The organism is Photorhabdus stackebrandtii (assembly GCF_011189495.1).
GTDB lineage: Bacteria > Pseudomonadota > Gammaproteobacteria > Enterobacterales > Enterobacteriaceae > Photorhabdus > Photorhabdus khanii.
This window is the reverse complement of record NZ_PUJV01000003.1, coordinates 114,486-137,050: the sequence shown is the minus strand read 5'-3', so window position 1 is coordinate 137,050 and position 22,565 is coordinate 114,486. Positions and strand designations below refer to the sequence as shown.

17 protein-coding genes, 1 tRNA gene and 1 pseudogene are annotated in these 22,565 nt (G+C 42.0%); 7 read left to right on the top strand and 12 right to left on the bottom strand.

From position 1 onward, the window contains the following. Positions 1 to 149 precede the first annotated feature (149 nt). The 7 genes from oppF to C5470_RS03720 all read right to left on the bottom strand — a co-directional run bounded on the left by oppF (position 150) and on the right by C5470_RS03720 (position 8,707). Positions 150 to 1,151, bottom strand: a complete 1,002-nt coding sequence (oppF, locus tag C5470_RS03750) for a murein tripeptide/oligopeptide ABC transporter ATP binding protein OppF (RefSeq protein ID WP_166286058.1) — start codon at positions 1,149 to 1,151, stop codon at positions 150 to 152. After that, a complete protein-coding gene (gene oppD, locus C5470_RS03745) occupies positions 1,148 to 2,146 on the bottom strand; it encodes an ABC transporter ATP-binding protein (protein ID WP_152961947.1) in 999 nt (332 codons plus the stop codon). The genes oppF and oppD overlap by 4 nt, the downstream gene beginning before the upstream one ends. A 9-nt stretch (positions 2,147 to 2,155) precedes the next feature. Further along, positions 2,156 to 3,064, bottom strand: a complete 909-nt coding sequence (gene oppC / locus C5470_RS03740) for an oligopeptide ABC transporter permease OppC (RefSeq protein ID WP_036846881.1) — start codon at positions 3,062 to 3,064, stop codon at positions 2,156 to 2,158. A 14-nt stretch (positions 3,065 to 3,078) separates the two neighbouring features. Further along, positions 3,079 to 3,999, bottom strand: coding sequence for an oligopeptide ABC transporter permease OppB (oppB, locus tag C5470_RS03735; protein ID WP_166286056.1), 921 nt, complete (start codon positions 3,997 to 3,999; stop codon positions 3,079 to 3,081). 87 nt (positions 4,000 to 4,086) lie between these two features. Further along, positions 4,087 to 5,727 (bottom strand): oligopeptide ABC transporter substrate-binding protein OppA, encoded by a 1,641-nt coding sequence (oppA, locus tag C5470_RS03730; protein ID WP_166286054.1) that lies wholly within the window; start codon positions 5,725 to 5,727, stop codon positions 4,087 to 4,089. A 136-nt stretch (positions 5,728 to 5,863) separates the two neighbouring features. After that, positions 5,864 to 7,501 carry an ABC transporter substrate-binding protein gene (locus C5470_RS03725; protein WP_166286052.1) on the bottom strand — a complete coding sequence of 546 codons (1,638 nt, stop codon included), beginning with the start codon at positions 7,499 to 7,501 and terminating at the stop codon, positions 5,864 to 5,866. A gap of 561 nt (positions 7,502 to 8,062) precedes the next feature. Further along, positions 8,063 to 8,707, bottom strand: coding sequence for a YchE family NAAT transporter (locus C5470_RS03720; RefSeq protein WP_166286050.1), 645 nt, complete (start codon positions 8,705 to 8,707; stop codon positions 8,063 to 8,065). A gap of 412 nt (positions 8,708 to 9,119) precedes the next feature. Here C5470_RS03720 and adhE point away from each other — a divergent pair, with 412 nt between their 5' ends. Continuing rightward, complete coding sequence (gene adhE / locus C5470_RS03715; protein WP_166286048.1) at positions 9,120 to 11,771, top strand: bifunctional acetaldehyde-CoA/alcohol dehydrogenase; 2,652 nt, start codon at positions 9,120 to 9,122, stop codon at positions 11,769 to 11,771. A 137-nt stretch (positions 11,772 to 11,908) separates the two neighbouring features. On the opposite strand, the gene C5470_RS03710 is transcribed toward adhE, so the two are convergent. After that, positions 11,909 to 12,499, bottom strand: coding sequence for a thymidine kinase (locus C5470_RS03710; RefSeq protein ID WP_166286046.1), 591 nt, complete (start codon positions 12,497 to 12,499; stop codon positions 11,909 to 11,911). A gap of 641 nt (positions 12,500 to 13,140) precedes the next feature. Here C5470_RS03710 and hns point away from each other — a divergent pair. Continuing rightward, a complete protein-coding gene (gene hns, locus C5470_RS03705; protein WP_021325507.1) occupies positions 13,141 to 13,545 on the top strand; it encodes a histone-like nucleoid-structuring protein H-NS in 405 nt (134 codons plus the stop codon). Positions 13,546 to 13,844: 299 nt separating this feature from the next. Here the strand turns inward: hns and C5470_RS03700 are convergent, their stop codons facing one another. The 4 genes from C5470_RS03700 to rssB all read right to left on the bottom strand — a co-directional run bounded on the left by C5470_RS03700 (position 13,845) and on the right by rssB (position 18,597). Next, entirely contained in the window at positions 13,845 to 14,858 is a 1,014-nt protein-coding gene (locus C5470_RS03700) for an NAD-dependent epimerase (RefSeq protein WP_166286044.1), read from the bottom strand. An 8-nt stretch (positions 14,859 to 14,866) separates the two neighbouring features. Continuing rightward, complete coding sequence (locus C5470_RS03695) at positions 14,867 to 16,210, bottom strand: UDP-glucose dehydrogenase family protein (RefSeq protein ID WP_166286042.1); 1,344 nt, start codon at positions 16,208 to 16,210, stop codon at positions 14,867 to 14,869. 26 nt (positions 16,211 to 16,236) lie between these two features. Continuing rightward, positions 16,237 to 17,154 (bottom strand): UTP--glucose-1-phosphate uridylyltransferase GalU, encoded by a 918-nt coding sequence (gene galU / locus C5470_RS03690; RefSeq protein WP_166286040.1) that lies wholly within the window; start codon positions 17,152 to 17,154, stop codon positions 16,237 to 16,239. A 417-nt stretch (positions 17,155 to 17,571) separates the two neighbouring features. Further along, complete coding sequence (gene rssB / locus C5470_RS03685) at positions 17,572 to 18,597, bottom strand: two-component system response regulator RssB (protein WP_166286038.1); 1,026 nt, start codon at positions 18,595 to 18,597, stop codon at positions 17,572 to 17,574. Positions 18,598 to 18,753: 156 nt separating this feature from the next. On the opposite strand from rssB, the gene C5470_RS03680 reads away from it, so the two are divergent. The 5 genes and pseudogenes from C5470_RS03680 (at position 18,754) to C5470_RS03660 (ending at position 22,564) form a co-directional block, all read left to right on the top strand. Continuing rightward, positions 18,754 to 19,215 (top strand): YchJ family protein, encoded by a 462-nt coding sequence (locus tag C5470_RS03680; RefSeq protein WP_166286036.1) that lies wholly within the window; start codon positions 18,754 to 18,756, stop codon positions 19,213 to 19,215. Positions 19,216 to 19,259: 44 nt separating this feature from the next. Beyond that, positions 19,260 to 20,108, top strand: coding sequence for a formyltetrahydrofolate deformylase (gene purU, locus C5470_RS03675; RefSeq protein ID WP_166286034.1), 849 nt, complete (start codon positions 19,260 to 19,262; stop codon positions 20,106 to 20,108). 153 nt (positions 20,109 to 20,261) lie between these two features. After that, positions 20,262 to 20,346, top strand: a tRNA-Tyr gene (locus C5470_RS03670). A 411-nt stretch (positions 20,347 to 20,757) separates the two neighbouring features. Further along, positions 20,758 to 22,035: a 3-oxo-tetronate kinase gene (gene otnK, locus C5470_RS03665; protein WP_166286032.1), complete on the top strand. Its 1,278-nt coding sequence runs from the start codon at positions 20,758 to 20,760 to the stop codon at positions 22,033 to 22,035. After that, positions 22,028 to 22,564, top strand: a pseudogene (locus C5470_RS03660) (class II aldolase/adducin family protein). The gene otnK and the pseudogene C5470_RS03660 overlap by 8 nt, the downstream one beginning before the upstream one ends. Position 22,565: the final 1 nt, after the last annotated feature.

The following is a 22,565-nucleotide window of genomic DNA, read 5'->3' as shown; positions in this document are numbered from 1 at the left end:
ATTATTATTTACAAAAGTCAACTATTTTTATGTTTTTCTGCACTACGATTGGATGATGCACTACGCCAGTAATTTCATTAAATTACAATTAAAAAACCAATAAATTACCAAGCAAAGCGCTCCATCTAATATGACAACATCACCAACAATTACAACGGATCAACCTTCAAACAAGACACCGCATGGCGAAAACTTCCCTCCATCAATGGCCGTGTCTTAGCACATTCAGGATCTGCCATTGGGCAACGTGTACGAAAAACACAACCTGATGGCGGATTGATCGGTGACGGTAATTCACCTTCCAGTAACTCAATATGTTTATTTCGTTCTTTATCTGGATCAGGCACCGGCACTGCCGACATCAATGCTTTGGTATAAGGATGCTGTGGATTATGATAAACCTCATCATAAGTGCCCAACTCCACCGCATGCCCAAGATACATCACCAATACACGGTCAGATATATGCTTAACCACCGCAAGATCATGGGCGATAAAAATCAGCGACAGCCCCATTTCCCGTTGTAATTCCTGCAACAGGTTCACGACCTGAGCCTGAATGGAGACATCAAGTGCAGATACCGGTTCATCACAAATCACCAACTTAGGTTCAAGAATAAGCGCACGGGCAATGCCGATACGTTGACATTGACCGCCAGAGAATTCGTGCGGGTAGCGGTTAATCAGATTCGGCAGCAATCCAACCTTCATCATCATGGCTTTTACCCGATCTTTGATTTCCAGCTCTTTCATCTTAGGATGATACGTGCGTAGTGGTTCAGCAATAATATCGCCAATCGTCATTCTCGGGTTCAGGGATGCTAGTGGATCCTGGAATATCATCTGGATATCACTGCGAATATCCCGCCACTGCTTATCACTCATATCCAGCAGGCTTTTTCCCAACCAAGTTACCGAGCCACCGGAAGACTTGACCAATCCGATAATTGCACGGGCAAAAGTCGATTTACCGCAACCAGATTCACCAACCACACCAAGGGTTTCCCCTTCATACAACCTCAACGTAACGCCATCAACCGCTTTCAGGGTTTTTGCGGGTTGCCAAAACCATTGTTTGCCATCTTTGATATCAAAGTGAACTTTCAGATCGGCTACTTCCAGCAGCACGCGTCTTTCTTCAATCGGACTCATACCAATTCTCCCGGTGCTTTAAAACAAGCTCGCAAACGCCCATTGCCAAATGCCTCTAACTTTGGTTCACAATCTACACAATGGTCTACTGCAAACTGACAGCGTGGCTGGAACGGACACCCTTTCGGCAACCGTAATAAATTAGGTGGATTCCCCGGAATTGTTGTCAATGATTCTTCATCACCATCAAGACGAGGTACAGCATTAAGAAGGCCAATAGAATAAGGATGCGTTGGCTGATAAAACACTTCGCGAGCCGTGCCATACTCCATAGTCCGCCCAGCGTACATCACCAGCACTTTGTCACAAACACCGGCAATTACCCCCAAATCGTGAGTAATCATAATTATCGCAGTATTAAACTCCTGTTTCAGTTCATTCAGCAGAATCATAATCTGTGCCTGAACCGTAACATCAAGTGCAGTTGTCGGCTCGTCAGCAATCAGCAATTTTGGCCGGCATAATAATGCCATTGCAATCATTACGCGCTGACGCATACCACCAGAAAACTCATGAGGGTACATGCTCATACGTTTACGCGCTTCCGGCATTTTGACGGCATCCAGCATCCGAATCGATTCAAGGTATGCTTCACTTTTACTCATACGTTTATGCAGCATTAATACTTCTGTGAGCTGGTCACCAATACGCATATAAGGATTGAGAGAGGTCATTGGATCCTGAAATATCATGGATATTTCTTCCGCTCTCATGCGGTTAAGTTCTTTCTCTTGCAAGTTAAGAATTTCCCTGCCATTAAAAATAGCAGAGCCGCCAATCGTGCCGTTTCTGGCAAGCAATCCCATCAGAGCAAAAGCAGTTTGTGATTTTCCAGAGCCAGATTCACCGACGATTCCCAGCGTTTCCCCTGCCCGTAAATCAAAATTCAGCTTGTTCACCGCGGTAACATCCCCATCCGGGGTACTAAAAGTCACGTTCAAATCTTTAACAATTAACAACGGCTCAGAACTTTTCTGGTTTTTAACGCTGTTCATGTTACCTCCTTAACGATCTTTCGGATCGAGGGCATCACGCAAGCCATCGCCGATAAAGTTAAAACAAAACAGTGTCACCACCAGAAAACCGGCAGGAAACATCAGCAACCACGGGGAAACTTCCATCGAATTCGCACCATCACTTAACAACGCTCCCCAACTGCTTAATGGCTCCTGCGTTCCCAATCCCAGAAAGCTAAGAAATGATTCAAACAGAATCATGCTTGGAACCAATAAAGATGCATAAACCACCACCACGCCCAATACATTAGGGACAATATGGCGTAACACGATGTAACGGGTTGGCACCCCACACACCAACGCTGCTTCAATAAATTCTTTACGTCTCAGGCTTAGTGTCTGCCCCCGGACAATACGCGCCATATCCAACCATGACACCATGCCAATCGCGACAAATATCAGCAAAATATTCTGTCCAAAAACGGTCACCAACAGGATCACAAAGAACATGAATGGGAATGAATTCAGAATTTCCAACAGGCGCATCATCACTGAGTCTATTTTTCCACCCAGATAACCGGATAATGAACCATACAAAGTTCCAACGACTACGGCAACCAAAGCTGCGGCAATCCCAACCATCAATGAAATACGTCCACCAATAGCAACACGTACCAGTAAATCACGACCAGAGGAATCGGTACCGAAATAGTGACCAGACTCAAAATCAGGTGGCATAGACATCATGGCCCAGTCAGTATCATCGTAAGTAAACTGGGCCAGCATCGGTGCCAGGATCACAAACAAAGTAATCAAAGATAGCAAGCACAAACTGGCAATCGCTGCCCGGTTGTGAATAAAACGACGTCGTGCATCCTGCCACAAACTACGGCCTTCAATTTCCAGTTGCTCAGAGAAATTTTCCAGAGCTTCGCTGTTTTGTTTATTGACTATCATTGCGCGCTCCAGTCTTAATAACGGATCTTCGGATCGATGACGGCATACAACACATCAACAATCGCATTGAACAGAATAGTCAGGCCACCAACCAAAATAGTCAGGCTTAATACCAATGAATAGTCACGGTTCAATGCTCCGTTAACAAACAACTGTCCTATTCCCGGTAAACCGAAGATTGTTTCAATCACCATTGAGCCAGTGATAATACCGACAAAAGCAGGCCCCATATAAGAGATAACCGGTAGCAATGCGGGTTTTAAGGCATGGCGAAATATAATGATACGTAATGGCAACCCTTTAGCACGTGCAGTACGGATAAAGTTAGAGTGTAGCACTTCTATCATCGAACCACGGGTAATACGCGAGATACTGGCGATATAAGCCAAAGACAATGCTACCATGGGTAAGATCATAAATTTTGGTGCCCCACCATTCCAACCCCCGCCCGGCAACCATTTAAGATGAATAGCAAACACCAGCACCAATAACGGCGCCACAACAAAGCTTGGGATAACAACCCCCGTCATGGCGAATCCCATAACGGTATAATCCCACTTTGTGTTTTGGTTAAGTGCAGCAATAATCCCAGCGCTGATCCCCAAGATAACCGCCATAATAAATGCCGATGCCCCCAATTTAGCCGACACCGGAAATGCCGTCGCGACCAGATCGTTAACTGTGTAGTCCTTATATTTAAAAGAAGGACCAAAATCCCCTTTGGAAAGCTGAACTAAGTAATCAAAATATTGTTTATACATGGGGTCATTCAGATGATATTTCGCTTCAATATTTGCCATAACTTCTGGTGGCAATTTCCGCTCACCAGTAAATGGGCTGCCTGGTGCCAACCGCATCATGAAAAACGAAATAGTGATAAGAATAAAAAGTGTCGGGATCGCCTCTAAACAACGGCGTAAAATAAACTTAAGCATTGCCCGTTCCTATGTGTTGGCCCTAAACCCTGGCCTTAAAATATAATCTGACACTAAGGCAGCCCTTTCCGGGCCGCCCTACAACTATTAGTGTTTGATAATATAGAAATCTTTGGTGTGTAAATTATCCAAAGGATCTTTCCCTGTATAACCACCAACATAGGGCTTCACTAACCGGGTATTCATATAGTAATAAAGGGGAACAATGGCTGAATCTTTATCTAACTGCGCTTCCGCTTTTTGATAAACGGCCGCACGTTCATCATCAGTTTTTACTTGCAGGGATTCTTTCATCAGCTTATCAAATTCACTGCTCTTATAATGTGAGGTGTTATTACTGCTGTAAGAAAGTAACATATTTAGGAATGAGGAAGGTTCATTGTAATCGGCGCACCAACCAGCACGGGCTACATCGTAATTGCCCTGATGTCGGGTATCAAGGAAAGTTTTCCACTCCTGATTTTCCAAACGAACATCAACACCTAAATTCTTCTTCCAGACAGAAGCTATTGCGATTGCAATTTTTTTATGCAGATCCGAGGTATTGTAAAGCAAGTTAAACTTCAATGGATTATCTTTAGTATAACCCGCTTCGGCCAGTAATTTTTTGGCTTCCTGGTTACGTTTTTCCTGGTTCCAATCAGTAAACCACGCTGGTTTTATCTCTTTAAAACCATCAGTAAACGGAGGTGTAAAGCCGTAAGCAGGGATATCACCCTGTGCTTTTACTTTATTGGTCACAATGTCTTGGTCCATCGCCAATTTCAATGCGGTGCGGACACGAGGATCATTAAATGGCGGCTTTTCATTATTAATTTCGTAATAATAAGTACATAGATATGGGTTAATACGCAACTCGTCCGGGATCTCTTTTTTCAGTTTCTGGAATAACTCAATCGGCAAATTGGCATAAGTCATATCAATTTCACCACTACGATAGCGATTTACATCCGTCACTTCTGAGGAAATTGGCAGGAAAGTGACCTGATCAATAACCGTATTTTTGTTATCCCAGTATGTCGGGCTACGTTCCATCACAATACGTTCGTTGACCACCCAATTTTTCAGTTTGAAAGCACCATTACCCACAAAATTCTGCGGCTGAGTCCATTTTTCGCTATATTTTTCCACCGTAGCTCTATGAACCGGCGACATTGAGGAGTGAGCCAAAAGCCTTGGCAGATAAGGAACTGCTTCACTCAATGTGAGCTGTAATGTATAGTCATCCAGTGCTTTTACACCCAGAGTATCCGGTTTCTTTTTACCACCGATAATGTCATCAATATTGGTGATATGGGCATACTGGAGGTAACTTTCATAGGGAGAAGCAGTATTAGGATCAGCCAAACGCTGCCAGCTGTAAACAAAATCATGCGCAGTGACCGGGTCACCATTAGACCACTTAGCCTCTTTACGCATATGGAATGTCCAAACGGTAAAGTCTTTATTTTCCCAACGGGTTGCAGAACCCGGCAAGATTTCACCATACGGGCCAACGATTACAACACCTTCAAACAGATCGCGAGCCAAATGTGATTCTGGCACCCCTTCAATCTTATGTGGGTCCAGTGATTGCGGCTCAGAGCCGTTATTACGAACTAAAACCTGTTTATCAGCTAATTGAACACCATCAGGCACTTTTGCAGCAAATACCTGGCTCGCCACTACCATACTTAGCACAGCACTAATGCTGACAGTAAGTAATTTATTCTTCGTTGTGTTTATCATCTTTTTCTACTCCAATTTTACATCGTCAGACTTTTTATCAGCCGACGGCCCAGAAATACGGGTCAGATTATCACCTGCATTCAAAAGGAACGATTTTGTTTGCAGGACCAGTAACTCTTTTGAGTAAAACTAATGTCTAGTTTTTTATCATATACAGTCGCTTAATATCCATATAATCCAATGGGTCTTTCCCTGAAAACCCTCCCACTGATGGGCTAACAAGCCGCACACTCACCCGGTAATAAACGGGAATTAATACCGAGTCTTTATCAAGTTGAAATTCAGCTTGTTGGTATAACTTCTTACGCGCAACCGCATCTTTAGCGACTAACGCCTGCTCCAGATAGCTATCGAAATTTTTATTCTGGTAGAAAGTCGTGTTATTACTGCTATGTGAAAGCAACATATTTAAAAACGCGGTAGGCTCATTGTAATCCGCACACCAGGTCGCTCTGGTAACTTCATAATTCCCTTGGTGACGACTTTCGAGAGAAGTTTTCCATTCCTGGTTCTGCAAAATCACATCAGCTCCCAGATTCTTTTTCCACATGGAAGCGGCGGCAATAGCTTGCTGTTTATTTTGATCAGATGTGTTGTACAGCAATGTGAACTTCAGCGGATTCGCCGGATTAAAACCCGCCTGCGCCAGTAATTCTCTGGCGCGCTTATTGCGCTGTTCCTGTGTCCAGTCAGCCCACTCTGGTTTAGAAAAATCACCACCACCGATAAACGTTGGAGTAAAACCATAGGCCGGTATTTGCCCCTGCCCCATAATTTTTCCCGCAATAATATCTCTGTCGAGAGTTAACTTAACGGCTTCACGGACTCTGACATCAGTAAACGGGGGTTTATTATTATTAATTTCGTAATAGAACGTACAGAGATAAGGGCTGACGCGCATTTGATCAGGGATCTCTTTTTTCATTTTCCGATATAGATCCGGAGGGATAGCGCTATTGGTGATATTTATTTCACCACTACGGTAGCGGTTAACACCGCTAGTTTCAGATTGAAGTGGTAAAAGCGTCGCTTGCTCAATGACCGTTTTGCCGTTATTCCAGTATTGTGGATTACGCTCAATCACAATCCGTTCATTCACCACCCACTCTTTCAGCCGATACGCCCCATTACCCACATAATTTTCTGGCAAAGTCCATTTATTACCCAATTTTTCGACCAGATCCTTTTTCACTGGTTTCATTGCCGTATGACTGAGCATATTGACGAAATAAGGCACGGGATGCGTCAGAATAACCTGCAAACGATGATCATCCAGCGCTTTAACCCCCAACTGGTCAGGTGATTTTTTACCTTTCAGAACATCATCAATATTTTCAACGTAAGCATATTGAAGATAACTGGCATAAGGTGAACCCACCTTTGGATCAGCTAATCGTTGCCAGCTATAGACAAAATCATGTGCAGTGACGGGGGTTCCATCACTCCATTTCGCATTATCACGCAGATAGAAAGTCCAAACTTTGTAATCCTGATTTTCCCAATGACTCGCAACGCCCGGAACAGTTTCTCCCTCGGAACCCGTACTGACTAATCCTTCCAGGAGATTAAGAATAATGTTGGTTTCCGGCACACCTTCGACTTTATGTGGATCAAGTGAGGCAACTTCTGCGCCATTATTGATAATAATCTGTTGTTTATCCGCAAGCTTCACACCATCTGGGACATCAGCGGCAAACACGGCCGTAGCAGGAAATACCGATAATAAAAATATACAGGAAACAAACTTATGTAATTTGAATTGTTTGATCTTCATTTTTTACCTCCAGTTTGGTGAACCTGCTCATTCATTTCGCATATATCCTATAAAGGCCAGTACCTTCACATTATTTAGCTCAAAGTAACAGATTAAATATTAAAGGCGACTTATCATATCAATTGTTAAAATACCCTTCCCATATTGTAAAAAAACCTCCTTACAAACAACTTAATGCATCCTATTACACTAATTGACAAAACACCCCAGATAACACCATAAAATATTGATAAACATCACTTTATTAACACCACCCTTAACTAAAATAGTAAACAAAGGTAGTCTAGAGATGAAAATAAACATAATTTTAACAAATTGCAATCAATGCAAATTAAAAACCTACATTCATCACAAAACTATGGTGGAAGCAACCAGTTACAGATTGAACTCACAGGAAAGAATAACTTAGAAAAATATTAGGTTATTTGTATAAAATTCAGGGAGTACCAGTAAAATAAATGAGAAAAGCCCATAAAACAGGCTTTATAATAAAAATGACAAGAATATTATAATTTGTAATTTGACTTGAGAAAAACCTAACACCTTTTATCGTCAAACGTATCAGAGTAATCCTGGGAATAATGCTCTGATCCCTGTCACAACCAGTTCGATTCCCAAAGACATCAATAGCAGCCCCATAATTCGGGTGATAACGTTAATGCCTGTTTGCCCAAGATATTTGACGACTAAAGGAGCTGATCGGAATAACAACCAACAGCAAAAAGCAAACAATGCGCTGGTTAACACTAACCCAATAAAATTCTGCCATCCCTGATAGCGGGAACTCCAAACAATACAAGAACTGATCGCCCCGGGGCCGGCCATTAACGGCAATGCCAGCGGCACAACACCAACACTCTCTCTAATGGCTGTTTCTGATTTTTCTTGCTTATTCTGTTTGTCTTCCCCAAGTTTACCGTTAATCATCGACATAGCGATGGTCACAACCAGGATCCCACCGGCAATACGGAAAGAGTCAATGGAAATGCCAAACATCCGCAGTATCGAATCACCCAGCAGCAAAGCTGTCCATAAAATGATGGCAACAGAAATATTGGCAATAAAATTAGTTCTATTGCGGGCAGCCTGAGCCTGATAGTGAGTCATGCTGATAAAAACCGGCAAAATACCAACAGGGTTGACGAGTGCGAACAGCCCAACAAAAAACTTAATGTAACCAGAAAGATCCAACAGTAAATCACCCACGAATAACTCCTCTTGAGTTACGCAGTGTTAATGAAAATATTTTCATATGATCACTCACCCAAAAATCATAGAAAACTTAATTTTTTCTTTACTTTATACGGACGACGTTCCGCTTTCTATCGACTGCGACTCATTTTTCAATTTAAAATGTCTTATATAACAATTCGTTAACTCGATTTTTTCATTAGGTTAAAAACTCAGCCTGATTAACACCTTTACCACCCAATCACCAATAATGATCACTCATCCAAGCTGAAAGGAGTCAGCTTGGAATTTATGTGATTAAGATCAATATCTATTTAATATTAAATGGTAACCTGTAGCCATCATAAAATCACCAGGCCAAATAGTCTAAAAAACACTTATTCATTGATATTAAAAGATTTTTAATATTTTCCAGGAGTACTTCTTTATGGCTGTAACTCATATTACTGAACTGAATGAACTAGTTGCCCGGGTTAAAAAAGCACAATGTGAATTTGCTAGCTTTTCTCAGGATCAAGTTGACAAAATCTTCCGGGCCGCGGCCCTTGCAGCAGCAGATGCCCGTATCCCTTTAGCAAAATTAGCCGTAACAGAATCGGGTATGGGCATTGTCGAAGACAAAGTGATCAAAAACCACTTTGCTTCCGAATACATCTATAACGCTTATAAAGATGAAAAAACCTGTGGCATTTTGTCCGAAGACAAAACATTCGGCACCATCACTATCGCTGAACCTATTGGCTTAATCTGCGGTATCGTGCCAACAACTAACCCAACATCCACCGCTATTTTTAAGGCTCTGATCAGCCTGAAAACCCGTAACGGTATTATTTTTTCACCCCATCCACGCGCTAAAAAAGCAACTAACAAAGCAGCTGAATTGGTCCTGTGTGCTGCGGTTGAAGCCGGTGCACCAAAGGATATTATTGGCTGGATTGATGAACCGTCCGTTGAACTTTCAAATGCATTGATGCACCACCAAGATATCAACCTGATCCTGGCAACCGGTGGCCCAAGTATGGTAACAGCAGCATATAGCTCTGGTAAGCCAGCAATCGGCGTTGGTGCAGGCAACACACCGGTCGTTATCGACGAATCAGCTGATATTAAACGCGCGGTTGCCTCTATTCTGATGTCCAAAACCTTCGATAACGGCGTTATCTGTGCTTCAGAACAGTCTATCATCGTAGTGGATTCTGTTTATGATCAGGTGCGTAAACGTTTCTTTACTCATGGTGGTTATTTGTTACAAGGTAAGGAATTGAAAGCGGTTCAAAATATCATCCTGAAAAACGGCAACCTAAATGCGGAGATTGTTGGTCAACCCGCAACGAAAATTGCCGAAATGGCAGGCATTCATGTTCCAGAAAGAACCAAGATCCTAATTGGAGAAGTCAATCTGATTGAGAAAGCGGAGCCCTTTGCCCACGAAAAACTGTCTCCATTACTCGCAATGTATCGTGGTAACAATTTTGAAGATGCGGTAGAGAAAGCAGAAAAACTGGTTGAAATGGGGGGGATTGGTCATACATCCTGCCTGTATACCGACCAGGACAATCAAGCGGCACGAATCAAATACTTTGGCGACAAAATGAAAACAGCCCGTATTCTGGTGAATACACCCGCTTCTCAGGGAGGTATCGGTGATCTCTATAATTTCAAACTTGCCCCATCTCTGACACTGGGCTGCGGTTCATGGGGAGGAAACTCCATCTCTGAAAACGTAGGGCCAAAACATCTTATCAACACCAAAACTGTGGCGAAAAGAGCAGAAAATATGCTGTGGCATAAACTTCCAAAATCAATTTACTTCCGTCGCGGTTCACTGCCTATCGCCTTAGAGGAAGTCGCAACCGATGGTGCAAAACGCGCCTTCATCGTAACAGACCGTTTCTTATTCAATAATGGCTATGCTGACCAAGTCACTGATGTGCTGAAATCCCACGGGATAGAAACTGAAGTTTTCTTTGAAGTTGAAGCAGACCCTACCCTAAGCATTGTTCGTAAGGGTGCGGAACAAATGCACTCATTCAAACCGGATATCATTATTGCCCTGGGTGGTGGTTCCCCAATGGATGCAGCCAAAATTATGTGGGTGATGTATGAACACCCTGAAACGCATTTCGAAGAGTTAGCTCTACGGTTTATGGATATCCGCAAACGTATCTACCGATTCCCCAAAATGGGGATTAAAGCGAAAATGGTAGCGATTACCACAACTTCCGGTACAGGCTCTGAAGTGACCCCCTTCGCTGTTGTCACTGATGATGCAACCGGTCAGAAATATCCACTGGCTGATTATGCTCTGACTCCGGATATGGCTATCGTTGACGCCAACCTAGTGATGAATATGCCAAAATCACTGTGTGCTTTTGGTGGTCTGGACGCAATCACCCATTCCCTGGAAGCTTACGTATCGGTCCTGGCAAACGAATACTCTGACGGACAAGCACTGCAAGCGCTAAAACTATTGAAAGAGTTTCTCCCAACCAGCTATCACGAAGGCTCTACTAACCCCATTGCCCGTGAACGGGTTCATAATGCTGCAACTATTGCGGGTATTGCATTTGCTAATGCTTTCCTGGGGGTATGTCACTCTATGGCACATAAATTGGGTTCGGAGTTCCATATTCCACATGGCCTTGCTAACGCACTGCTGATTTGTAATGTTATCCGCTATAACGCTAACGATAACCCAACCAAACAGACTGCATTCAGCCAATATGACCGCCCGCAAGCCCGCCGTCGTTATGCTGAAATTGCTGATCATCTTGGTTTATCTGCGGCTGGCGATCATACGGCAGCAAAAATCGAAAAACTGCTGGCATGGCTGGAAGAGATGAAATCGACACTGGGTATCCCAGTATCTATCCGCGAAGCCGGTGTTCAGGAAGCTGACTTCCTGGCGAAAATTGATAAGTTATCTGAAGATGCCTTCGACGACCAATGTACTGGTGCTAACCCACGCTATCCTCTGATTTCTGAGCTGAAACAATTATTGCTGGATTCATTCTATGGACGTGAATTCACAGAAACAGAGGTAACAACACCAGCCCTCCCGAAAGAAACAGGTTGTTAACTGATTTAAACCACTTAAAAGGGGGCGAATATCAGCCCCCTTTAACTTTACCTCTGCCTCATTTTCCTCAATTTTCAATCCGAACCCTCAAACGGCCTCAAGAAGCCTTACAACAGATTATAATTGTATACTTATCTTCATCTTTCCTTAGCCTTACTGATAGCATCCATATAGTGCTTACGGCAAACAGATACATATTTCTCATTGCCACCAATATCAACCTGTTCACCATCATAAACGGCCACACCTTCGCCATCAAAACGTAATACACGACTTGCTTTGCGCCCACAATGACAGATAGTTTTCAGCTCAACTAGCTTATCAGCCCACGCCAGAAGATACTGACTACCACTAAAAAGCTCCCCGCTGAAATCCGTTCTCAGCCCATAGCAAAGAACCGGAATATCATCGTAGTCAGTCACTTTACATAGCTGTTCAACCTGCGCTTTTGTGAGAAACTGACATTCATCAATCAGCACACAATGCACTTTTTCCTGAATATTTTCATTTCTGATTAACTCACCAATATCTGTCTGTTGGCTAAACAGAAATGCATCAGCAGATAATCCAATACGAGAACTAACTTTTCCTTTTCCAAACCGGGTATCAATTTCTGCGGTAAAAATCAGCGTTCTCATCCCTCTCTCATTATAGTTATAAGAAGATTGCAACAGTGATGTCGATTTTCCAGCGTTCATTGCGGAGTAATAAAAATAAAGTTGAGCCATCGGCCCTGCCTCTTAACAAAATTTATAAAGCCATATAGTCAGATGAGTTTACCATAAACTTTAGTGGTGATTATCCCTCTCAGTCAGCTGTACCGATTGATATACAGAAATATTTAGCTTAGTGATCTCTTAATGATTCATGACTCTGATCACATCAAATGGGTAATAAAGCACATTTGAACGACAAATGTTCATGTTTAAATTAAGAAATGAAAACCAGACTGATTTGTTGCATATTGTATACAAATTAATAATGTGCGTGACTTACTTCCAGAAAATAGTCACAGAAAATCGACGATAACTCATGGATTAGTCATAAGTTTTTTTTAACTTAGTATTATTCTGCCTTAGCGGGTATGATAAGAAACAGTTAAAATTACTTACCGATTTAGTATATGCTTGGTTTATAAATTAGAGAGATAATCATGTCCCCTTTGTTAAAGGTACCCTGAACATGTTATTGTGGAATGACAATCGAAATAGCTGTATAAAAAGCGCTATATAACTTTTGTAAAGAAATTACGTTTAAAAAAAAGAGTCATTTTATCCGAATATGAGAAATTGACTATTGCAGAAAATAAAATAGCATTCTATTATTATATCCACATCAGCCATCATCATTATAATTTGAGACCAGGACAATGAGCGATTTAAAAACCCTAAATAACATCCGTACTTTACGAGCTCAAGCAAGAGAATGTGAACTTGAGTTCTTAGAAGAAATACTTGAAAAACTGACCGTCGCTGTTGAAGAGCGCCGTGAAGAAGAAAGTCAGGTAAAAGCTGAATTAGAGGAACGTTCACGTAAATTGGAAGAAGTTCGTAAAATGATTCTTGAACAAGGAATTGATCCAAGCGAATTGCTTCAGACAATGAGCGCCGGCAAATCTGCTGGTAAAACAAAACGTCCTGCACGTCCAGCTAAATACCAATATGTTGATACAAACGGTGAAACTAAAACCTGGACTGGTCAGGGACGTACACCTGCTGTTATCAAAAAAGCAATTGAAGACGAAGGAAAAACTCTGGAAAGCTTCTTGCTCTAACATATTGTTTTTAAATTGATTTAATTATAAAAATACCCTCTTACAAGGGTATTTTTATTATATAAACGGTTTAACAGAAAAACGGATTAATGTCTGTTATATGAGCTTAAGCATCATTGACAGACATTTAATCAAGTAACAACCTATAGTAGTGTCATTTCTTTGTTGTGAAGCAACTCTAACCAGTTACTAACTTAGCCAATGCTAAGGCAAATTAATAACCAAACAGGTACAGTTATTTACTTCTCTTGGGTCGCTGTCAGTGATTCAATAGAAAAGGAGCCAATGGCTCCTTTTTCTTATTTGGATTGATGATAGAAATTCAAATACCACTCGACAAACTGCTTCACGCCATGCTTTAGCGGCGTATTGGGGGCGAATCCTATTTTTTGAAAAAGGTCACTTGAATCAGCACAAGTCGATAGAACATCACCATCTTGCAGGGGCATAAAATTTTTCTTGGCCTGGATGCCTAATGATTCTTCTATCGCCTCAATAAAATCACCTAGTCTAGTTGGTTGACCATTACCAATATTATAAATACAGTAAGGAGCAGAACTGGCAGATATTTGCCCATCCTCAACCATCCAGCTCTCATTTGATGCAGGAATGATGTCTTGCAACCTGATTATTGATTCGACGATATCATCTATATAAGTAAAATCTCTAACCATGTTACCGTGGTTATAAACATCAATAGGCAGCCCTAATAACATAGCTTTAGTGAACTTAAATAAAGCCATATCAGGACGTCCCCACGGGCCATATACGGTGAAAAATCGCAAGCCTGTCGTTGGCAACTGATAAAGATGAGAGTAACTATGAGACATTAATTCATCTGATTTTTTAGTTGCCGCATATAGTGAAATTGGGTGATCAACTGAATCGTTTGTCGAAAACGGTTGCTTTCTATTTAACCCATAAACAGAGCTGGAAGAAGAATATAATAAATGCTCAACATTATTACAGCGACAACCCTCCAGAATATTGATATGCCCGACTATATTCGAATCAATGTAAGCCATTGGATTTTGCAACGAATAGCGAACACCAGCCTGAGCCCCCAAATGGATCACCCGCTGGAATTGATGTCGCACAAAAAGGTCTAAAATGGCTATTCTGTCAGCTAAATCCAACTTTTCAAATTTAAAACCCGGCTTATCAAATAATAGATCTAACCGTGCTTGTTTGAGACTCACATCATAATAGTCATTAAGGTTGTCAATACCTACAACCTCATACCCCATTTTCAATAATCGCTGGCTCACATGAAAACCAATAAAACCAGCAGCACCTGTCACTAAGAATTTCATCGTATTACTCAGATAACCGGGTTAATGGATGCGCCTCGACCAATCCCATAATAAGTAAAACCACGGGATTGCAGGCGTTCAGGATCATAGAGATTCCGCCCGTCAAAGATAACCGACGTCTTGAGAGACTCTTTGATAACATCAAAATCTGGCGCACGGAAATTTTTCCATTCAGTACAGATAATCAGGGCATCCGCCCCCTTCAGCGCAGCTTCCTTAGTGCCCATCAATGATAAATCATCACGCTGACCATAAATACGTTGTGCTTCCTGCATAGCCTCAGGATCGTAAGCCTGTATTTTAGCTCCTGCCTGCCACAATGTTTCCATCAAAACACGGCTCGACGCTTCACGCATATCATCGGTATTCGGTTTGAACGATAATCCCCAGACAGCAAACGTCTTGCCGGATAAATCCTCCCCAAAATGGCGTTTGACAAAAGAAGGTAATTTACTCTTTTGCAGTTCATTCACTTGTTCTACAGCATGAAGAATCTTGGGTTGATAGCCAATTTGCTCTGCGGTACGAATTAACGCCTGCACATCTTTCGGAAAACATGAGCCACCATAACCACAACCCGGATAGATAAAATGATAGCCAATACGAGAATCAGAACCAATTCCCTGACGCACATGCTCAATATCTGCTCCCAGCATTTCAGCTAAATTCGCGATCTCATTCATGAAACTGATTTTTGTTGCCAACATACAGTTCGCGGCATATTTCGTCAGCTCTGCGCTGCGGATATCCATCACAATCATACGATCATGATTACGGTTAAATGGCTCGTACAACTCACGCATCAAATCAATGACTCTGTCGTTGTCACACCCAATAATAATCCGTTCAGGGCGCATACAATCTGCAACAGCGGCCCCCTCTTTGAGAAACTCCGGGTTAGAAACCACATCAAATGGGATATCAATATTGCGTTTACACAGAGTCTCATTGACAACCGCATTAACTTTAGCTGCTGTACCAACAGGAACCGTAGATTTATCAATAATAACTTTATAGCTATCCATGTATTCAGCAATAGTACGGGCAACGGCGGAAACATACTTCAAATCCGCTGAACCATCTTCATCAGGAGGCGTACCTACCGCAATAAACTGTAATTTACCGTGAGCAACACCGGCCTTTGCATCAGTGCTGAAATTCAGGCGACCTTCTTCATAATTCTTCTTAACCAGTGGCGCTAAACCAGGCTCAAAAATGGGGACTTGACCATTTTTCAGATTTTCAACTTTATTTTCATCTACATCAATGCAAAGGACATCATGCCCTACCTCTGCTAAAACCGTAGCCTGAACCAAGCCAACATAGCCAATACCAAATACCGTAACTTTCATATTAATACCTAAAAATTTTCACAAAATTATTCTTTAGTTTGATCCTGCAAAGCCACTAACCAATCAGTAAACTCTTTGCCTAAAGCATGGTGTTTCATACCATATTGGACAAACGCCTGCATATAACCGAGCTTATTGCCACAATCATGACTTACCCCCCGCAAGTGATAAGCTTCCACGGATTCATTTTCCATTAACATGGCAATAGCATCGGTAAGTTGAATTTCATCTCCAGCACCTGGCGCTGTTTTTGCCAATAACGGCCAAATTTTTTCAGACAACACATAACGGCCAACAATAGAAAGGTTTGACGGCGCTTCTTTTGGTTCAGGTTTTTCGACCACACGCCTGATAGGTTTGCTGTCACCGGGTTGCAGATTTTCTCCCTGACAATCGACAATACCATAACTGGAAACATCTTCATGGGGTACAGGTTCTACTAATATCTGGCTGGCCCCCGTTTCATTATAACGAATTAACATTTCGCTCAGATTATATTGAGTCAAGTCTGTACTGTATTCATCAAGAATAACGTCAGGAAGTATCACCGCAAAAGGCTCATCACCAATTAAGGGCTTGGCACATAACACCGCATGGCCTAACCCTTTAGCAATTCCCTGGCGAGTTTGCATAATAGTGACATGATTTGGACAAATAGATTGAACTTCATCCAGTAGCTGACGTTTCACCCTTTGCTCAAGGATAGCCTCCAGTTCAAAACTGGTATCGAAATGGTTTTCAATTGAATTTTTTGATGAATGAGTCACCAAGATAATTTCATTAATGCCAGCGGCAATACATTCATTAACAACATACTGAATAAGAGGTTTATCCACTAAGGGCAGCATCTCTTTAGGAATTGCTTTCGTAGCGGGTAACATCCTTGTTCCCAATCCCGCGACGGGAATAACAGCTTTCTTTACTATTTTACTTACTGATGGCATTAATCTTTTCTCCTGATGTTTTTTGGCTGAAACAAATCCGTCTTCAACTCAAAATCAGTGCTGGCTCTTTAAGAACCTATTCCAATAAAGCGTCATTATTAATTACAGACCACTCTTGTCAATAAATCGAGAGTGCGGACAGCATACAAAAACCGACGCATACATAGAACACATCGCTTTGCCCGCCCTTCTGATCACATTAATAGTACACTCAAAAGTTATCGCTTTTATCTGCGTCGCGCTAAATTTTCTCTTTGCACTAAAGAGCGACAAATAAAATAGCCTGGTAGATTCCAAGCGTAATGAACTGAGTATACCAGCTAATTCTATCCGATAGACAGCGCCATCCTGTTTAATTACATCACCGTGACTTGATGTTTAATATCTGCTTTAAACAAAATCCCACCTTGGTAATATTCATCCGGAATACATTGAAGAAAGCATCAATTTTATTTGACTATCTGTATTCCAAATCCGACATTGCCATTCAGCACTATGAGAACAAACCTGGTTCGAACAAATTGTTCTCAACGTCCCAAGAGGAACACCACTATCTAATTGGATTTGGCGGTTACCCGACTTAATACTGGCATGTAACCCCGCAGAAGTCAGCAGAACCGTTTTATTGATTGTATGATAATATCCGAGCAGTAATGGAAATTGCCCTTGTAACCCTGCATTTCCCAACAAGTTATTAATCCTGTTTAGAATACCAGCCATACTGGGTAAACGCCGGGAATGATGAGTGATATGCTCTTGCAACAAACTGTTAAATGCAACTCTGAGTAATAATGCTGAAATCACACCATACTCTGTTGAACGGCTGATATCCAGACAATAAAAAGCTAATTCATTGTCGGATAACGCCGCCATATCGAGAATTAACCCTGGTTTATCAATCATATTTAATTTTCGGTAATTGACTTTACAGTGAGCAATCACCTGAGAAACCGGGGGTTGTAATTGCTTAAGCATATTTAATGCTTCATCTGAATTATGTTTCAGTGTTAACCAATCTTTATTCAAGTTATTCTGTTCAATTGCACCAGACATAAAAACAGTTGGATGTAAATAGGCCAGCACTGTTTTTTTTATCTCATTTAGATCTGCAACAGGTTTTAATAAAACATCTTTTGCGCCTAAACGAAGCACTTCATCAACTTCTGCCATCTTATTAGTTGCTGAAATAATGATAACGGGAATATTAATGCCCTTATTAGTCAATTTCGCAACAAATTCAATGCCATTCATAACCGGCATATCTAAATCACATAAAATGAGTTCAATATGTGCTTCACGTCCCAACACCTGTAGTGCAATAGCACCATTAGATGCGACCAATACCTTAGCACCCAACGTTCGCAAATACCCAGCCAGCAAAGAACTGAAAACAGGTTCATCCTCTACAATCAGAATCTGTTTGCCTGCTAATGCTTTTTCCATAAATGCGCTCCCTTAGCTTAATATTGCGACTTTCACCTGTTCTTAGGTACTATCAATCATATTAGTTCAATAAAGTGACTATCATTTGTTCTCTTACGTTTCTTTGCAATAGAAAACGCATAAAATGGTATTTCACCCTTTACAATTGGAGTTATTTTGACAGAATTATGCCCTTGCGGCAGTGGAATGGATTTTGCGGATTGCTGTTCTCCCTATCTCAAAAACACAAAACTTGCCCCAAACGCCGAATCATTGATGCGTTCCAGATACAGTGCCTATGTAAAACATAATGCTGATTACCTTATTACCAGTTGGCATCCTGACTGCCAGGCAGAAAAGTGGCGTTCAGATATAGAACAGAGTTTCATTGCTACCCAATGGCTCGGATTAAATGTTATCGCAACTGAAAAAGGTACAAGCGATAACGAAGCCTATGTTGAATTTTCGACTTGCTTTCTTGATCAGAAAGCCCAGGATAAACAACTTATTCATGAGCGCTCACGTTTTCTTCGTATAGACCGGCGTTGGTATTATATTGACGGCATTAAACCTCAGACTGGGCGTAATAGCCCCTGTCCATGTGGTTCAGGTAAAAAATACAAAAAATGTTGTGGTTAAACACCACAGAAAAAAGTGAAAAAGATTTAAGGATCACCCCATTCATGCAACACCAACATGTACAAAAGAAAATTCTGCGCACTATTTGCCCTGATGCAAAAGGATTAATCGCCAAAATTACTAATATCTGCTACAAGCACCAACTGAATATCGTTCAGAATAATGAATTCGTCGATCATCGTACCGGCCGTTTTTTCATGCGTACTGAGCTTGAAGGAATTTTCAACGATGAAACATTTCTTGCTGACTTAGATGACGCGCTGCCAGTGGGTTCTCAACGGGAATTAAATAGTGCGGGGCGGCGGCGTATTGTTATTATGGTGACAAAAGAAGCGCATTGCCTTGGGGATTTACTCATGAAAAGCGCTTACGATGGGCTTGATGTTGAAATCGCTGCGGTTATCGGCAACCACGCAACATTACAATCATTAGTTGAACAATTTGGTATTCCTTTCCATTTAATCAGCCATGAAGGTTTAACCCGTGAGCAACACGATGAAAAACTGATTGCCCAAATCGACCAGTACAAACCTGATTACGTAGTACTCGCCAAATACATGCGTGTCCTGACACCGGAATTTGTCCAGCATTACCCAAATCAGATTATTAATATTCACCACTCCTTTTTACCTGCATTTATCGGAGCGCGCCCTTATCATCAGGCGTATGAAAGAGGAGTAAAAATCATAGGAGCGACAGCTCACTATGTGAATGATAATCTGGATGAAGGTCCAATTATTACCCAGAATGTCATTAACATAGACCATACATACACAGCTGAAGATATGATGAGAGCAGGCCGGGATGTTGAAAAAAATGTACTGAGCCACGCTTTATATTGGGTTCTTGCTCAACGGGTTTTTGTTTATGGAAACCGTACAGTCATTCTTTAGCCGCATAAAATCCCTTGCTTATTGCTCACAACTGACTCGCTCGGAGCAAAAAAACAGCATGCGGTAACTTATTTTCAAATATAGACTTTACAGCAGCGGTTCATTTGATATGATTCCGCTCGCTGTAAGCAATAATGATACTTTTCAAAATCTGGTGGGGTTCCCGAGCGGCCAAAGGGAGCAGACTGTAAATCTGCCGTCACAGACTTCGAAGGTTCGAATCCTTCCCCCACCACCATAAAAAACAAGTTGTTATTCCTGAATATCCAAACAAAGCACTAAGCGAAATTTGCTTACCCGACCTTAAATGTATCTAGTCATATCTCTCATCACACCTTTATGTGAAAGTTAACATTTCACAACAATCCAACATAAACTTTACAAATCAAATAATTATAAGAAAAATCAACTTCACGCATAGGATGCTCGAATGTGATAACAGTCGTATATTTGTGAAATAGCGTGTGAAATAATCATAAAGAATAACAAATTATAACAGCAACACTAGGGAACCATCATGAACCCGTCAGCACAAAAAATAAGAATTATAGGATTGGGGCTATAGTAATGGGAATCGCCTGTTCATTAATACGTGCAGGCATTCCTACATATGGGTTTGATTTAAACTCACTTTGCCGGAGAGAAAATAATGACCATTAAATTGGGCGTTATTGCTGATGACTTTACCGGCGCAACCGATATCGCAGGTTTTATGGTGCAAAGCGGCTGGCGAGTTATTCAGTTGCTGGATACACCTGATGAAAATACCTTTATTTCACAAGATATTGATGCGATTATTATCAGCCTGAAAAGCCGCTCCTGCCCGGTAGATGAGGCAGTAAACAGCGCGCTGAAATCCTGTCGCTGGTTACACCAGAGGGCAGGCTGTCAGCAAATATTCTTCAAATACTGCTCAACTTTTGACTCCACCAGCAAAGGCAATATCGGGCCGGTAACTGATGCTCTGATGGACGCATTAAAAACAAACATCACGCTAATTTCCCCTGCCCTTCCTGTTAATGGCCGGACAGTTATTCATGGGCATCTGTTTGTCAACGGTCAACTACTTAATGAAAGTGGTATGCAACACCACCCCGTAACCCCCATGACAGATGCCAATCTGCTACGCCTGATAGAACAACAAGCCCAGGGAAAAGCGGGTTTGGTGGATCTGATATGTATTCACCAGGGGGAACAGGCAATCCGCGATCGGCTAAATCATTTACAACAACAAGGCATCCGTTACGCGGTAACAGATGCCATGACCATGAATGACCTGCTACCTACTGCCAGAGCGGCCTCAGAACTGAAATTAGTCACCGGAGGTTCTGGCCTCGGCGCTGCACTTGCCAGCATAGATACCGGAAAACCATTGATACCACGCCAGCCGGAAGGCGCAACACCACCAGCCCAGAATAGACGCACCGTCATCTTTTCCGGCAGTTGCTCCGCTATGACTAACCAACAAGTTGCTCAGTATCAAAAACTGGCTCCTGCCAAGGCCCTGAATATTGGTTCATGCATCAATGATCCTCAGTATGCCGAACAACTGGTAACGTGGATTATTCAACAATCTGAAAACAGCCTGGCGCCAATGTTATACACGACTCAACCCCCAGAAACATTGCAGAAAATCCAACAACAATATGGTGCAGCCATTGCCAGTGAAGCAATAGAAAACACATTCTCCGACGTTGCAAAAAACCTGCATCAACAAGGGTTCAATACATTTATTGTCGCAGGCGGCGAAACTGCCGGTAAAATAGTACAAAGTCTGAACATCCGACAATTCAGTATCGGCGCACCTATTGCCCCCGGCGTACCTTGGGTACACGATCTACAACACAATTACTGGTTGGCATTAAAATCAGGTAATTTCGGCGATACTGATTTCTTCCTGCGCGCACAGGAGATGTTTCATGTGTGAACAAGCACTACGGACAGAACTCGTAGAGTGGGCTCGTTCAATGTTTTACCGGGGTTATAGTAGTGGCGGTGCAGGAATATCAGCGCTAAATTGACAGATGGCACGATCATCATTACGCCGACCAACTCCAGTTTTGGCGACTTGCAAATTGATCGCCTGAGCAAGCTGGATGCAGAAGGTCACTGGCTATCCGGTGACAAACCCACAAAAGAAGTTTCCATGCATCTGGCAATGTACCGCAATCGCCCCAAATGTCAGGCGGTGGTACACCTACACTCCCCTTGGTTATCTACCACCAGGAGATAAACAAATCGGTGAAGAAATTGCGAAACTGGCCGCAAAACATAACGCAATTCTGCTATCGAACCATGGACCAGTTGTCGGCGGAGAAACTTTACGGCAAGCTTTTTTCAACGCGGAAGAATTGGAAGATACCGCACGGCTCTATTTGACATTATTACCACACGGTTTCACTACGTTAAATGAAGAACAAGTACAGGCACTTAAAACACGTTACCCAAAAGACTGAG